The organism is Rugosimonospora africana (assembly GCF_016862975.1).
GTDB classification, from domain to species: Bacteria; Actinomycetota; Actinomycetes; order Mycobacteriales; family Micromonosporaceae; genus Rugosimonospora; species Rugosimonospora africana.
In genome coordinates, this window is sequence record NZ_BONZ01000117.1 from 1 (window position 1) to 13,952 (window position 13,952).

General features: G+C 71.7%; 16 protein-coding genes. 10 read left to right on the forward strand and 6 right to left on the reverse strand.

All coding sequences use genetic code 11. The features are described from left to right. The first annotated feature begins 329 nt into the window (after nt 1-329). Nucleotides 330-491 (forward strand): hypothetical protein, encoded by a 162-nt coding sequence (locus tag Raf01_RS46130; RefSeq protein ID WP_203924522.1) that lies wholly within the window; start codon nt 330-332, stop codon nt 489-491. 147 nt (nt 492-638) lie between these two features. On the opposite strand, the gene Raf01_RS46135 is transcribed toward Raf01_RS46130, so the two are convergent. After that, a complete protein-coding gene (locus Raf01_RS46135; RefSeq protein ID WP_275413209.1) occupies nt 639-1,538 on the reverse strand; it encodes an iron-sulfur binding domain-containing protein in 900 nt (299 codons plus the stop codon). 80 nt (nt 1,539-1,618) lie between these two features. On the opposite strand from Raf01_RS46135, the gene Raf01_RS46140 reads away from it, so the two are divergent. From Raf01_RS46140 to Raf01_RS46150, 3 genes are read left to right on the forward strand one after another with little or no spacing between them, the layout of a single operon-like run. Beyond that, the gene (locus Raf01_RS46140; protein WP_203924524.1) at nt 1,619-2,137 is read left to right on the forward strand and encodes a glycine cleavage system transcriptional repressor; all 519 of its coding nucleotides are present in this window, start codon (nt 1,619-1,621) and stop codon (nt 2,135-2,137) included. Next, on the forward strand, nt 2,134-2,670 hold the full coding sequence (locus Raf01_RS46145) for a peptide deformylase (protein WP_203924525.1): 537 nt from the start codon (nt 2,134-2,136) through the stop codon (nt 2,668-2,670). The genes Raf01_RS46140 and Raf01_RS46145 overlap by 4 nt, the downstream gene beginning before the upstream one ends. Before the next feature lie 58 nt (nt 2,671-2,728). Beyond that, nucleotides 2,729-3,481, forward strand: coding sequence for a hypothetical protein (locus Raf01_RS46150; protein WP_203924526.1), 753 nt, complete (start codon nt 2,729-2,731; stop codon nt 3,479-3,481). A gap of 27 nt (nt 3,482-3,508) precedes the next feature. On the opposite strand, the gene disA is transcribed toward Raf01_RS46150, so the two are convergent. The 4 genes from disA to Raf01_RS46170 form a co-directional block, all read right to left on the reverse strand. Beyond that, the gene (gene disA / locus Raf01_RS46155) at nt 3,509-4,687 is read right to left on the reverse strand and encodes a DNA integrity scanning diadenylate cyclase DisA (protein WP_203924527.1); all 1,179 of its coding nucleotides are present in this window, start codon (nt 4,685-4,687) and stop codon (nt 3,509-3,511) included. A 48-nt stretch (nt 4,688-4,735) separates the two neighbouring features. Then, a complete protein-coding gene (radA, locus tag Raf01_RS46160) occupies nt 4,736-6,196 on the reverse strand; it encodes a DNA repair protein RadA (protein WP_203924528.1) in 1,461 nt (486 codons plus the stop codon). An 80-nt stretch (nt 6,197-6,276) separates the two neighbouring features. Further along, nucleotides 6,277-7,116: a hypothetical protein gene (locus Raf01_RS46165; RefSeq protein WP_203924529.1), complete on the reverse strand. Its 840-nt coding sequence runs from the start codon at nt 7,114-7,116 to the stop codon at nt 6,277-6,279. Nucleotides 7,117-7,218: 102 nt separating this feature from the next. Then, on the reverse strand, nt 7,219-8,004 hold the full coding sequence (locus Raf01_RS46170; protein WP_239134525.1) for a UbiA family prenyltransferase: 786 nt from the start codon (nt 8,002-8,004) through the stop codon (nt 7,219-7,221). Nucleotides 8,005-8,172: 168 nt separating this feature from the next. Between Raf01_RS46170 and Raf01_RS46175 the strand changes: the two genes are divergently transcribed. The 3 genes from Raf01_RS46175 to Raf01_RS46185 all read left to right on the forward strand — a co-directional run bounded on the left by Raf01_RS46175 (nt 8,173) and on the right by Raf01_RS46185 (nt 11,156). After that, nucleotides 8,173-8,874, forward strand: a complete 702-nt coding sequence (locus Raf01_RS46175; RefSeq protein WP_239134518.1) for a methyltransferase domain-containing protein — start codon at nt 8,173-8,175, stop codon at nt 8,872-8,874. Nucleotides 8,875-8,964: 90 nt separating this feature from the next. Next, nucleotides 8,965-10,131 (forward strand): acyl-CoA dehydrogenase family protein, encoded by a 1,167-nt coding sequence (locus Raf01_RS46180; RefSeq protein WP_203924531.1) that lies wholly within the window; start codon nt 8,965-8,967, stop codon nt 10,129-10,131. After that, a complete protein-coding gene (locus tag Raf01_RS46185) occupies nt 10,125-11,156 on the forward strand; it encodes a type III polyketide synthase (RefSeq protein WP_373319775.1) in 1,032 nt (343 codons plus the stop codon). The genes Raf01_RS46180 and Raf01_RS46185 overlap by 7 nt, the downstream gene beginning before the upstream one ends. A gap of 32 nt (nt 11,157-11,188) precedes the next feature. On the opposite strand, the gene Raf01_RS46190 is transcribed toward Raf01_RS46185, so the two are convergent. Next, nucleotides 11,189-11,995 (reverse strand): hypothetical protein, encoded by an 807-nt coding sequence (locus Raf01_RS46190; protein ID WP_203924532.1) that lies wholly within the window; start codon nt 11,993-11,995, stop codon nt 11,189-11,191. 239 nt (nt 11,996-12,234) lie between these two features. On the opposite strand from Raf01_RS46190, the gene Raf01_RS46195 reads away from it, so the two are divergent. Genes Raf01_RS46195 through ispF form a run of 3 tightly spaced genes read left to right on the forward strand, consistent with a single transcriptional unit; the run spans nt 12,235 to nt 13,929 of the window. Beyond that, the gene (locus Raf01_RS46195; protein WP_203924533.1) at nt 12,235-12,720 is read left to right on the forward strand and encodes a CarD family transcriptional regulator; all 486 of its coding nucleotides are present in this window, start codon (nt 12,235-12,237) and stop codon (nt 12,718-12,720) included. Between the two features lie 37 nt (nt 12,721-12,757). After that, nucleotides 12,758-13,459: a 2-C-methyl-D-erythritol 4-phosphate cytidylyltransferase gene (gene ispD / locus Raf01_RS46200; protein WP_203924534.1), complete on the forward strand. Its 702-nt coding sequence runs from the start codon at nt 12,758-12,760 to the stop codon at nt 13,457-13,459. Further along, nucleotides 13,456-13,929, forward strand: a complete 474-nt coding sequence (gene ispF, locus Raf01_RS46205) for a 2-C-methyl-D-erythritol 2,4-cyclodiphosphate synthase (protein ID WP_203924535.1) — start codon at nt 13,456-13,458, stop codon at nt 13,927-13,929. The genes ispD and ispF overlap by 4 nt, the downstream gene beginning before the upstream one ends. Nucleotides 13,930-13,952: the final 23 nt, after the last annotated feature.

Below are 13,952 nucleotides of genomic sequence, written 5' to 3' on the forward strand. Positions count from 1 at the left end.
CGAAGCTGGTCTTCCGCGGCGCCGATCGACCCGCCGAGGTTCCCGAGACCGTACCCGCCGATCTCGGCAGCACCGCTGCCGCCGGCTCGGACGAGTAAGCACCTCCGGATCGATCGAATAGCGCGGAACGCCAAACTGGCCCCGGACCTGACGGTCCGGGGCCAGTTTCGTTCGCGGCTGGGCCTGGTCGCGCGTCCGGAGCTGCGAGGTGGCAACCGGCGTCATGGTGGCGGGTGAGGCGGCGCCGGCTGATGCGGCGTGTCGGCGCGCCGGGCCGGGCGGAATCCGAAACTGAGTCGCGTGCCGTGCACACACGGTAATTTCGCGGTATGGGCATCACCGGGGGAATCGCCTGCTGCTTCCTGATCGTCGCCATCGTGGCGCTCGTCGCGATGCTGGTCATGCGGAACCGGCGCAACTCGGGACCGCCCCCGCCGCCGCCACCGGACAACCAACCGCCGCCGCAGCAGCCGCACTTCGGCCCCCCGTAGGGCTCGATCCACACGGCGAGTCGCACAGGCGTGCTGGTTCTCGTTCATGGCGGAGTCCTGCGACCCGGTGCCCCGGAGTCCTGCGACCCGGAGTCCCGCGATCCGGAGCCCGGCGACCCCGTGGCCGGCGACCCGGTGGCCGGCCGCCTACGAGCGGTGCGAAGCCTCGCCGGCCAGCGCGTACCGGTGCCCCGACGCCGCGACGACCAGCCCGTCGGTGATCAGCCCGGCCAGCGCCCGGTCCCGTTGCCTGGCCTCCGGCCAGACCAGGTCCAGCCGGGCGGCCGGCACCGGCCCGGACGACTCCCGGAGTACGGCGAGCAGCAGGCCGCGCACCTGCCGGTCGGTACCCGCGTACCGCTGTGGCCGGCGCATCGGTCCACTGCCGGCCGGGCTCCCGGTCAGCCGCCAGGCGCAGCCCGTCCAGAGTGGACAATCCTGGCACCGGGGATTACGCGCCGTGCAGATCAGGGCGCCCAGTTCCATGAACGCCGCACTGGCCCGGGCGGCGAGCCGGTCCTGTACCGGCAGGAGCGCCTCGACGGCGGTGAGGTCCGCGGCCGTGGTGGCCGGGCCGGCGTCGGGGCGCCCGGACACCGCACGGGCCACCAGCCGCCGTACGTTCGTGTCGACCACCGGCTGCCGCTGCCCGTACGCGAACGCGGTCACCGCACGAGCCGTGTAGGCGCCGATACCGGGCAGGGCCAGCAGATCGTCCAGCCGGTCGGGCACCACCCCGCCGTGCCGCTCCACGATGGCCTCCGCGCACGCGTGCAGCCGCAGCGCCCGGCGGGGGTAGCCGAGCCGCCCCCAGGCCCGGATCGCCTCCGCGACCGTGTCCGCGGCCAGCGCCGCCGGATCGGGCCAGCGGGTCATCCAGGCGCGCCACGCCGGCTCCACCCGTACGACGGGTGTCTGCTGGAGCATGAACTCGCTGACCAGTACGCCCCAGGCACCCGCCTCGGCATGGCGCCACGGCAGGTCCCGGGCGTTCTCGTCGAACCACGCGGTCGCGATCCTCGCCAGATCCAGGAAAGGCTGATCCACGGGAAGACAGCCTGCCATCCTGAGCCAACCCCGGCCGGTCGTGGGTACCCGACGCGCGGCGTGTGCGGCAGACTACCCAGGTGAACGAACTAGCGATCACGGTCGTCGGTCGGGACCGTCCCGGAATCATCGCCGACGTGTCCGCCGCGCTGTCCCGGCTCGGACTCAATCTGACTGACTCGACCATGACGCTGTTACGTGGTCACTTCGCGATGACGCTGATCTGCGTCGGCGAGGTCGACGAGTCGGACGTACTCGGGATGTTGGAGCCGCTGACCGCAGACGGTGGCCTGCTGGCCACGGCTCACCGGGTACCGCCGGAGCCGTCGGGGGCCAACACCGGTGCCCCGTACACGCTGCTCGTTCACGGCGCAGACCGGCTGGGTATCGTGGCCGCCGTGACGGGCGTGATGGCCGAGATCGGCGGCAACGTGACGGACCTGACCACCCGGTTGTCCGGCACGCTGTACCTGCTGTCCGCGGAGATCGATCTGCCCTCCAGTGCGGACTTCGACGAGCTGCTGACCAAGTTGGACGAGGTTGCCGACCGGCTCGGTGTCGAGGTCAGCCTGCGCTCGGGCGACGCGGACGTGTTGTGAGCGAAGCGCAACTCCCGGTACCGGAACCAGGCTCGGTGAGACCGGTGGTTGCCGCGCCTGATTCCGTCCTCTCCCGTGCCGGCGACCCGGTCGACCCGCTCGACCCGGAGATCGTCGCGCTGGCCGCCGACCTGGTCGCCACGATGCGCGTGGCGCCCGGCTGCGTCGGCCTCGCCGCGCCACAGGTCGGCGTCTCCGCCCAGGTGTTCGTCGTGGACGTGACCGGCCACCCCCGCGCCCGTACCTGCCATGGCACCGTCGCGCTGTGCAACGCCGAGGTCGTCGAGGCGTCCCGGTGGCAGAAGGGGCGCGAGGGCTGCATGTCGGTGCCGGACCTCACCGGCGACGTGAAGCGGGCCGGGCACCTGGTGGTCCGCGGGACTCCGCCGGGAACGGGAGAGCCGATCACGTTGACCACCGACGCGTTCGAGGCGCGGGCTTTCCAGCACGAGATCGACCACTGCGCGGGTCTGCTGTTTCTCGATCGGGTACCGGGCCCGCACGCGATCTTTGCGCGGAAGGTGTATCTCTGACGGGACGGCGGCGCGTCGCCGTGAACCCCTTCCGCTCTACCGATAGCGTGAGGAAATCATGAACCTGACGGTTGGTCCGCTGCCCCCGGCCGTCTATTGGCGGCGCCGGGCCCTAGTACTGGGTGTGGTGCTGCTGCTCGTCATCCTGCTGGTCTCCACGTGCGGGGGCAACGGCGGTGCGAGCAAGGGACACTCAGGTCTGACTGGTTCGTCGACGAAGACGTCGCCGACGCCCAAGGGCAGTTCCCAGCCCCCGATCCTCGGCGCGCCGGGCTCGACCACCGGCTCCCCAGGTGGCAGCGACGGCTCGGGTGGCGGTGACGGCACGGGCGGCTCGGGTGGGACCGGGGGCTCGGGCGGAGCCGGCGGGACGGCGCCGTCAACCGGCGCGAGTGTCGACCCGTCATTGTGCACCGACGCGGAGATCCTGCTGACCCCGTCCATTCAAGAGGTCGTGGCGGGCAACTACCCGTACCAGATGACGTTGAAGATCCGGAACACCTCGACGCGCACCTGTAAGCGCGACGTCGGCGCCGGTCCGCAGGAGCTGCACATCACGGACACCGCCGGGCACATGCTGTGGTCCTCGGACTACTGCCAGAACGGTGCGGGTGGTTCGGATGTGCGGTCGTTCGGCCCCAACATCGAGACGCCGTTCAAGCTCGTCTGGGACGGCGACGGCGACGGTCCGGGCTGCGCCAAGGGAAACCAGCTCGCGCCGGGCGGCTACCAGTTGGTGGCGAAGCTGGGCACCAAGGTGAGCGCCCCGGTCGGCTTCACCATCAAGGCAGGCGCCGCGGTCGGCAGCTGACCTGCCGGCCGCGCGATACGCCGGTCGTCAGACGTACCGCTCCAGGATCGACGCCTCAGCCAGCCTGGACAGCCCCTCCCGGACCCCGCGGGCCCGGGCGTCACCGACGCCGTCGACGGCCTGCAGGTCCTCCACCGTGGCACCGAGCAGCCGCTGCAACGAACCGAAGTGGTCCACCAGCCGGTCGACGACCGGGCCGGGAAGCCGCGGTACCTTCGCCAGCAGCCGGAATCCGCGCGGCGACACCGCCGCGTCCAGGGCGTCGGATGCGGCCGGGTAGCCCAGTGCGCGACCGACCGCGACGAGATCGATCATGTCGGTGGCCGACAGGGCGTCCAGCTCGTCCAGCGCCTCGTCGATCATCCGGCCTCGCCGCCCCTGCGGCAGATAGTCCCGGATGACCAGGGTGCGGTCCGCGTCGACACCGGCCATCAGCTCCTCGAGCTGAAGGGCGAGCAGCCGGCCATCGGTACCGAGCTCCACGACGTACCCGGCGATCTCGTCGGCGATGCGCCTGACCATCTCCAGCCGCTGCACCACGGCCACCGCGTCCCGTACCGTGACGAGATCCTCGATCTCCAGCGCGGACAGCGCGCCGGACACCTCGTCGAGCCGCAACTTGTACCGCTCCAGAGTGGCCAGCGCCTGGTTGGCGCGGGACAGGATCGCGCCCGAGTCGTCGAGCACGTGCCGCTGACCGTTGACGTACAAGCCGATGATGTGCATCGACTGGCTCACCGAGATGACCGGGTAGCCGGTCTGCTTGGCGACCCGCTCCGCGGTGCGGTGCCGGGTGCCGGTCTCCTCCGACGGAATCGACGAGTCCGGCATCAAATGCACGCCTGCCCGGACGATCCGGGTGCCGTCGCTGGACAGCACCACGGCACCGTCCATCTTGCACAGCTCGCGCAGCCGGGTCGAGGAGAACTCGACGTCCAGCACGAAACCGCCCGTGCAGATCGACTCCACGGTCCGGTCGTAACCCAGCACGATGAGCGCGCCCGTCCGGCCGCGCAGGATGCGTTCGAGGCCGTCGCGCAGGGCGGTACCGGGCGCCATCAGCGCCAGATTGACCCGCAACGGATCGGTATTCGCGCCGCCCGCCCACGGGTTCACCGAGCCACTGCCCGGGCGCAGCGTGAGGCCGGCGCCGGCCCGGTTGGGCCCGGTGCTGTTGATCCGGGTGGCGTCACGGTCGATCGGCACCCGCACATTCTACGGATGGCTATCCACCCAGTGACGCTGTGGTGTGCGTCATTGCTCACCGGATGCCGCTTCTGCCGAGACATGTGCCGCCCAGCGCACCGCACTGCGCACGTCGCCGACCTCGCGGACCAGCATTCCCGAGGGCGCCGAACCCTCCGCCGCCGGCCCGCAGCCGAACGGAACGAGCGCCTGCCGGAACCCGAGCCGGGCCGCCTCAGCGAGCCGGCGCGGCACCGCACCGACCCGGCGAACCTCTCCGGTCAGCCCGACCTCGCCGATCGCCACGAGGTCGGCCGCCAGCGGAAGGTTGTGCCGCGCGGACGCGACGGCCAGCGCCATCGCCAGGTCCACTGCGGGCTCGACCACCCGGATGCCGCCGACCGTCGCGGCGAACACCTCGCGGTCGTGCAACCTCGCCTCGGTGCGGCCCTGCAACACGGCCAGGACCATGGCCAGGCGCGCCGCGTCGAGCCCGGACACGGTGCGCCGCGGGGAACCGGCCACCTGGGCGCCGATCAGCGCCTGGACCTCGGTCACCAGCGCGCGTCGTCCCTCCATTGCCACGGTGACGCAGGCGCCCGGGGTCGGTTCGGCATAGCGGGTGAGGAACAGCCCACTCGGGTCGGGGAGGCTGCTGATCCCACCCTCGTGCATCTCGAAGCAGCCGACCTCGTCGGCGGCACCGAACCGGTTCTTCAGCCCGCGCACCATCCGCAGCGAGGAGTGCTTGTCGCCCTCGAACTGCAGGACCACGTCGACCAGGTGCTCCAGCACCCGGGGGCCGGCCACCTGACCGTCTTTTGTGACGTGTCCCACCAGGATGGTGGCGATGCCCCGGTCCTTGGCGATCGAGACCAGCGCGGCGGTGACCGCCCGGACCTGGGTCACACCGCCGGCCACGCCGTCGGTGCCCGGCGCCGAGATGGTCTGCACGGAGTCGATGATCAGCAGACCGGGCTTGACCGCGTCGAGGTGACCGAGCACCGCTTCCAGATCGGTCTCGGCGGCCAGGTAGAGCCGCTCGTGCAGCGCGCCGAGCCGCTCGGCTCGCAGCCGCACCTGGCTGGTCGACTCCTCACCGGAGATCACCAGGCAGGTCGACGCCGGAGAACCGGACGGCAGGCCGGAACCGGCCGCCCACTGCTGAGCGACGTCGAGCAGGAGAGTGGACTTGCCCACGCCCGGCTCGCCGGCGAGCAGCACGACCGCCCCGGGGACCAGGCCGCCGCCGAGCACCCGATCCAGCTCGGCGACACCTGTCGGCCGGAAGCGGGCGGGTTCGGCGCTGATCGTGGCGATCGGCCGGGCCGGCTCCAGCGGCGCCCGCGCGGTGACCGAACGCAGGCTGGCCGACATGCCGGCACCGCCGGTCGAATCGATGATCGAGCCCCACTCGCCGCACTCCGGGCAGCGGCCGACCCACTTGGGCGGCCGGTGACCGCACGCGTCGCACTCGTAGGCCGCGCGTGCCGGCCGGGCCGCCCGCGGCTTTGCCGATCTCTCGTTCACGCCAGCAAGCTAGCCGACCGGTACGACAATCGCGCTATCGGCAGGGCCGGGCAGCGCCCGGCCCTCGCGCGCGGCGGGGACTACTCGCCGGGCGTCGGTACCGTGGCCGGCGGCCGTGCGCCGGCGCTGCTCGGTACGTCGACCGGCACGGTGAGCGGCTGCTGGGCCGAGCCGATGGTGAACTGTCCGCCGCCGTTCTTCTGGAACGTGAACCACAGGCCCACGGTCATGCCAGGCACGGCCTTCTTGGTCAGGTCAGAGATCTGAAGGAACTGGCTGCTCCCCTTCGTCAGGGCGACGCAGCCGCCCGACTTGATCGTGACGCTGATCTCGGTCGAGGTCTCGGTGGCGGCGGCAGCGGAGGCGGACTCCGAAGCGGACGGCGACCCGGAGGCGGCCTCCTGCGCCGAGCTGGTGGGCTTCGCGGAGCTGGCGTTCGACGGGGTGCCGGTCGGACCCTGCGGGCTGATCCCGCCCGAGGCGCCCAGCGACGGCGCGACACCCTGGTTCGGCGCGCCGGTGGACGGGTTCGGCTGGATCGGCCGGGCCGAACTCTGGCAGACGCTCGGCGCGCCGGGCGTCGCTCCGTCGGCGATGACCACCTGGCCACGGTCGCTGTTGACCCCGGTCAGCGTGATGTCCTCGTGGGTGTTGTCGAAGATCCAGATCGACAGCGGCGCGTCGTCGCCGATCGCATACCCCTTCGGGCCGTTGTAGTCCACCGTGGCGTTGGCGACCTGGATGGTCTCGTCCGGCCGGTCACCGGCCTGCACGGTGGAGTAGGCGCCCGGTACCGCTGCGGTGATCTTCGACGTCTCGGCGAGCTGGCCGGCGCTGCACGCGGCGAGCAGTCCGGTCGGCAGCGCCAGCGCTGCGGCGACAGCCGGGGCGACCAGGCGCCGGCGATGCGAGCGGGTCACGGCGCTCCTCCTCGGAACGACAACGCGGGAAAGGACAACGCGGTACAGCGTAGTGGCCATGATTCCGGCACCGGCGGGCACCCCGACGCCTCACCGCGACCGTCAGCCGGCCGTACCGGAGACGAGCAGCAGGATCACGTCTGCCAGGGCCACCACCAGTACCGACCGGAACGCCGCCCGGGATCCCGGGCGGCGGGACAGGTACCAGCCGGTGGGCAGCACCACCACGGCCGCCGCCAGCACCCCCAGGGCCGGCCACGACGGCGGCCCGGCCGGGCCGAAGACCAGGACGGCCGTCGCCGCCACCAGCAGCGTCCCGCCCACGACCCAGGAGCCGGTGAGCCCGATCCGGTGCGGCAGGCCACGCACCCCGGCGGCCACGTCGTCCGCCAGGTCGGGCAGCACGTTGATGAAGTGCGCCCCGCCACCGAGCAGGGCCGCCGCGACGATCAACCACCAGGCGCGGGTACCCGCGACGAACGCGGCGAGCGCCCCGAACGCGACCAGGTACGGCAGCGGCGAGGCGGCGGTGAACTTCAGCGGCCAGTCGTACAGCAGGCCGGCGATCATGCCGCCGATCAGGAACCCGGCCGGGGCAGGTCCGGACAGCAGCGCCAGCGGTACCGTCGCCAGGGCGGCGATCAGGGCGCCGGCGCCCACGGTACGGCGGGAAACCTGCCCGGCCGGGATCGGCTTGTCCCGCCGGCCGGCCCGGGCGTCCCGGTCCGCGTCCAGCCAGTCGTTGGTCCAGCCGACGGCCAGCTGGCTGCCCAGTACGGCGACCGCGACCGCGGCAACCGCCGCCGGCCCGCGCCCGGCCACGATCGCGAGCAGCGTGGCGACGAGAGTGACGGCGAGGGTGGGCTCCGGGTGACACGCCCGCACCAGGCCCCGCACGCTCGCCCCCTCCCCGATCCCGGCCCGACTACGCCGCCGGCCGCCGCGCGGGGCACCGCCTGCCCCGTTGCCCCGTACCGGTGATCGTCCTTCCCGGAAGGGGATCGTCCATCGCCGCAAGTCTGTTGGATCCCGCTGTTTCATGTCAGGCTAACCAGGGTGCGGCGGAATGACCTGGCGCAGTATGACGCCCTCGCGGGCGAATGGTGGCGCCCCGACGGCGCCTTCGCCATGCTGCACTGGCTGGCTGCCGCCCGAGCCCGCCTGATCCCGCCAGCCACCCGGCCGGACGCCGTCCTCGTCGACCTCGGCTGCGGCGCCGGCCTGCTGGCCCCTCACTTGGCCGGGAAGGGCTACCTGCACGTCGGCGTGGACCTGGTCGAGTCGGCCCTGGAGCAGGCGGGAGCCCACGGGGCCCTGCCGGTTCGGGGCGACGCCACGGCGGTGCCGCTGCGGGACGGCTGCGCGGATGTCGTCAGCGCGGGTGAGCTGCTCGAACACGTGATCGATGTGCGGCGCGCGGTGGCCGAGGCGTGCCGGTTGTTGCGACCCGGAGGCACGCTGGTGCTGGACACGCTCAACGCCACCCGGGCCGCCCGGCTGCTGGCGGTGACCGTCGCCGAGCGCATTCCCGGCGCGGCGCCACGCGGCATCCACGATCCGAACCTGTTCGTCGACGTTCGCGTGCTGATGAGTGAGTGCGCCCGGCATGGGGTAGACCTCGACGTGAGGGGCATTCGGCCATCGGTCCGCGGTCTGCTCGGGTGGCTTGCCACCCACAGAGGGGAGGTGACCATGGTGCCGACCTGGTCCACCGCAGTGCTCTACCAGGGACGGGGGGTCAAGCGTGAGCAAGCGTGAGCGAGCCCGTCAGCGTCGCGGACTGCTCGTGCCTCATGCCGGACCGTGGCGAAGCGGGGATCCGGCACCGTGGCGAAGCGAGGATCCGGCATGAGCGATCCGCTGGCCGCGGCGCGACGGTTGGCTCCGCGCTTCGCCGGCCGCGCGGCAACGCATGACCGGGACGGATCCTTTCCGGTCGACGACTTCGCCGACCTGCGCACCGACGGCCTCTTCGGCCTCATGGTTCCCACCCACCTCGGCGGTCTGGGCGCCGGCTTCGCCGACTACGCGGCGGTGGCGTTCGAGCTGGCCAGGGGCAACGGCGCGACTGCGCTGGTGTTCAACATGCACGCCTCGGTCACCGGAGCGCTGGCCGGCATCCCCGAGGCGATGGCCAGCGCGCTGGGCGTACCCGACGAGTTCTTCACGGCGCGGGACGAGATCCTGCGCGCCGCGGCCCAGGGCGCCTTCTACGCGGTCGCGATGAGCGAACGGGGAGCCGGCTCCCGGCTCTCGAAGCTGACCACCGAGTACGTGCGCGAGGGCGACGCGTACCTGATCAAAGGTACGAAGTCGTTCGTGTCCGGTTCCGGGCAGGCCAACGCGTACCTGGTCGCCGCGCGCAGCGCCGATGATCCGCAGACGGTCTCCCAGTTCCTGGTACCGGCGGACACCCCCGGCATCCGGGTCGAGGAGACCTGGGACTCGCTGGGCATGCGCGCCACCTGCTCGCACGACCTGCATCTGGACGTCCGCGTCGCGCGGACCACCCTGCTCGGCGGCGTGGAGGGGCTGGCGCTGTGGTTCGCGCAGCTCATGCCGCACTGGCTGGTGGCCAGCTATGCCGCCGTGTATGTCGGCGTGGCACAGGCCGCGATCGACGCCTGCGTGGCGCACGTGAGCGGTCGCGGAGTGGCCGACCTGCCGTGGGTGCGGGCCCGGGTCGGCCGGGCCGACGCGGCCGTTGCCGCGGCGCGGCTCGCCGTGACCGAGGCAGCCCGGCGGGTCGACAGCGACCCCGGCGACTCGGAGACCAACCGCTGGGTGTGGCGTGCGAAGCTGCTCGCCGGTACGACCGCCGCCGACGTGGCCGCGTCGATGCTGGAAGCGGCGGGCACCTCCGCCACCCGGCGGGGCAACCCGCTCGAGCGGCTGTACCGGGACGCCCGCTGCGGTTCGCTCCAGCCGGCCACCTCCGACGTGTGCGCTGACTGGCTGGGCATCGCGGCAATGGGCGGCGACCCGGACACCGACGGATCGGCGCCGCGATGGTAGTCATCGCGGGCGCCGGCATCGCGCACCCCACCTCGCAGAGCCAGGACGAACTCTGGTCCGGCTTCTTCTCTCACCACTACTCGGGCGTCCAGCGGGCACTGGCCAACCGGCTGTTCCGCAATTCCGGGGTCCAGCGGCGGCACGGCGCGATCAATCCGATGATCGAGGACGTGTCCGGCTGGTCGACCGCCAAGCGGATGCAGCGGTACCTCACCGAGGCCATCCCGCTGGGCAAGTCGGCGGTGACCGACGCGCTGGACGCCGCCGGGCTGGCCGCTTCCGAGATCGGCTTGTTCGCGGTCTGCTCGTGCACCGGGTACGTGACCCCGGGCCTGGACATCCTGCTCGCCCGGGATCTGGGCATGTCGCCGGACACCCAGCGGCTGTTCATCGGGCACATGGGCTGCTATGCGGCGCTGCCCGGGCTCGGCGTGGTGACCGACTTCGTGCAGGCCCGCGGTCGCCCGGCGGTGCTGCTGTGCCTGGAGTTGACCAGCCTGCACGTACAGCCGCCGAGCGCGGACACCGACCAGATCGTGGCGCACTCGCTGTTCTCCGACGCCGCCGCCGCCGTCGTGGTGCTGCCGGGCGGTCCGGGGTACGAGGTGCTGGACGTGGGCTCTGTGACTGATGCGGCCACGGCCGACCACATGACCTGGGACGTCACCGATCTGGGCTTCCGGATGGGCCTGTCCCAGCGGGTACCCGATGTGCTCGACCAGCACGTCGCGTCGCTCGTGGACGGACTGCTGGACCGGCACGGGCTGGCCCGCGACGACGTGGACGGCTGGGCGGTGCACCCTGGCGGCCCGCGCATCCTGGACGTGGTGCGCGACCGGCTGGGACTGACCGATCCGGCCATGGCGCCGTCCCGGCAGGTACTGGCCGAGCACGGCAACTGCTCGTCGCCGACGGTACTCATGATCCTGGACTCGCTGCGCCGGGCGACCCCGCGTCACGTGCTCGCGATGGCCTTCGGGCCGGGTCTGACGCTCTACGGCACGCTGCTGCGCGCGACGCCCTAGCGGAACGGCTGACCAGGTCGGCCCGGCCGCGGTCAGCCGATGCTGATCAGGTCGGCCTTGAAGTCGTCGATGCGCCTGACCGGCTGGATGGTACGGGTGATCTTGCCGCTGTCGCTCACCAGTACGGCGACCACCCCGTCGACCGCCGTGGAACTGGCGTATCGCGATCTCAGGGTCGCGTTGGGATCGGCGACTGCCTTGATCTTGTGACCGGACACCGCGCTCGGTAGCGGTGGAGCCGTGCGGCCGACGGCGAGAACGGTCACCGAGCCGGGAGCGGCGTTTGAGGCTGTCGAGATCAACGCGGTGCAGTCGCACCCGTCGACGATCAAGATCAGTGCGGGAAGGTTGCCCTTCAGGCGTATCGGCTTGTTCGCGGCGTCAGACAGAGTCACGTCCGGGAGCGTGCTGCCGGACGGCGGTGGCGCGCCGGCACTCGCCGTGTGCTGAGCCGGACGGCTGGGCCAGGCGAGCGCAAACAGGCTGGTCAGCGTCGCGATGATGGCCACCGTCATGATCAGTAACGGAATTCCCAGAGTCGGCGCGCCGTCGCCGCTCAGCTTGTTGCCCCTGGGCGGCAACCGGAGGCGTTTCCGCCACCTGTCGCGGCGGGCGGTCCGTCGCCATTCACGCCGCAGTGTGGCGGCTTCGTGGTCGAGTTCGGACGCATCGTCCGGTATGACGATGGCGCCCCATTCTGGTGGGAGACCTGGCACGCGACCGCCATCGTGCGGTCGTTCGCCGCCGTTGTCCCCGCGCAGGGTGCCCATGGCTTGTCTCCTCGGCCCTACCGTTAACTTTCCCGTATCCGACCGGCGACGCGCCAGAGTGCGGGCCATACTTTCCTTACCCGCCGACCGCCGCACTTACTCTCTCCTATGTCCCGACATGTGGTGGATCAGCGTTCTCGCTGGTCACGGGCCAATTACCGAGCGTGATGATGCACGGATGACAGCCCGTGTCAAGCTGGAGAAACCGGTCTCACAACCACCCTGACCAGCGCTAATGCTCACCCCCGGACTGGGCCGGGACGGCGATGGCGTGTTACCCTGGACACAGCGAAAGGGGTTTCGAACCTATGGTTTTCAGTGTCGGCGAGACCGTTGTTTACCCCCACCACGGGGCCGCACTCATCGAGGCAATCGAGACTCGGGTCATCAGGGGCGAGGAAAAGCAGTACCTCGTCCTGAGGGTTGCACAGGGTGACCTGACGGTGCGTGTTCCTGCCGAGAATGCCGAGATCGTGGGTGTTCGTGAGGTCGTGGGCGAGGAGGGCCTCACCAAGGTCTTCGACGTGCTGCGTGCCCCGCACACCGAGGAACCGACCAACTGGTCCCGGCGTTACAAGGCAAACCTGGAGAAGCTGGCGTCCGGTAACCCGCTGAAGGTGGCCGAGGTCGTGCGTGATCTCTGGCGGCGGGAACGGGAGCGCGGTCTCTCCGCGGGCGAAAAGCGAATGCTCGCCAAGGCCCGCGACATTCTGGTCGGCGAGGTGGCGCTTGCCGAGAAGAGCACCAAGGACGAGGCGGAGATGCTCCTCGACAAGGTTCTCACCGAAGCCTGACCGGCCCGAAGTCGAATCAGCTGCGAAGGACCGCGACGTGACCGCGCGCCTCGATTTGCGCGGTGACGTCGCGGTCCTCGTTCCTGCGGCGGGTATGGGGGTCCGGCTGGGCCCCGGTGGACCGAAGGCGCTACGCCTGCTGGGCGGTCAACCCCTCCTGGTGCACGCGGTACGGCGGGTCGCCGCCGCTGCCGGCGTCGGTTGCGTCGTGGTGGCGGCCCCGCCCGCCGAGGTCGACGCCGTACGCGCCCTGCTCGCCGGGGTGGCCCCGGCCACGGTGGTGGCCGGCGGCGATACCCGGCAGGCGTCGGTGGCCGCCGCACTGGCCGCGGTACCGGCCAATTTCGAGATCATCCTGGTGCATGACGCGGCTCGGGCACTCACGCCGCCCGAGCAGGTCGCCCAGGTCGCCGAGGCGGTCCGCGCCGGGCACGATGCGGTGATCCCGGTGCTGCCGGTGGTCGACACGATCAAAGAGGTGGCCGCATCCGGCGCCGTGGTGGGCACGGTCGACCGGTCTGTCCTGCGGGCGGTCCAGACGCCGCAGGGGTTCCGCCGGGAGGTGCTGGCCGCGGCGCACGCCGCAGCGGTGGACGAGCACACCGACGACGCCGGCATGGTCGAGAAGCTCGGCGTCACGGTCTACTGCGTACCCGGCGACGAGGCGGCCATGAAGATCACTCGCCCGGTCGACCTCGTGATCGCCGAGGCACTGCTGGCGCGTACCCTCCGCACGTGATCGTTCCCCGGGTCGGTGTCGGCACCGACGTCCACGCGTTCTCCACCGAACGCCCGTGCTGGGTCGCGGGCCTGGAGTGGCCCGGTGTGGCCGGGTTGGCCGGCCACTCGGACGGCGACGTCGCCGCGCACGCCGCCTGTGACGCGCTGCTGTCCGCCGCCGGCCTCGGAGATCTCGGCGCGAACTACGGCGTCGACCGCCCGGAGTGGGCCGGCGCGTCCGGCGTCGCCCTGCTCACCGAGACCGCCCGCCGGGTCCGTGACGCGGGATTCGAGATCGGCAACGTCTCGATCCAGGTGATCGGTGTGGCGCCGAAGATCGGTACCCGCCGCGCCGAGGCGCAGTCCGTGCTGGGCAAGGCGATCGGCGCCTCGGTCGCGGTCTCCGGCACGACGACCGACGGGCTGGGAATGACCGGGCGCGGCGAGGGACTGGCCGCCGTCGCGGTGGCGTTGCTGCTGCCCCGCTGAGCACGGCGTCCCGGCCGCGGTCG

Excerpts from the sequence above, each read along its gene's own strand:
- Raf01_RS46195 (WP_203924533.1), top strand. The coding sequence starts at position 12,235 with ATGGTTTTCAGTGTCGGCGAGACCGTTGTTTACCCCCACCACGGGGCC.
- Raf01_RS46185 (WP_373319775.1), top strand. The coding sequence starts at position 10,125 with ATGGTAGTCATCGCGGGCGCCGGCATCGCGCACCCCACCTCGCAGAGC.
- Raf01_RS46150 (WP_203924526.1), top strand. The coding sequence starts at position 2,729 with ATGAACCTGACGGTTGGTCCGCTGCCCCCGGCCGTCTATTGGCGGCGC.
- Raf01_RS46180 (WP_203924531.1), top strand. The coding sequence starts at position 8,965 with ATGAGCGATCCGCTGGCCGCGGCGCGACGGTTGGCTCCGCGCTTCGCC.
- Raf01_RS46190 (WP_203924532.1), bottom strand. The coding sequence starts at position 11,995 with ATGGCCCGCACTCTGGCGCGTCGCCGGTCGGATACGGGAAAGTTAACG.
- Raf01_RS46130 (WP_203924522.1), top strand. The coding sequence starts at position 330 with ATGGGCATCACCGGGGGAATCGCCTGCTGCTTCCTGATCGTCGCCATC.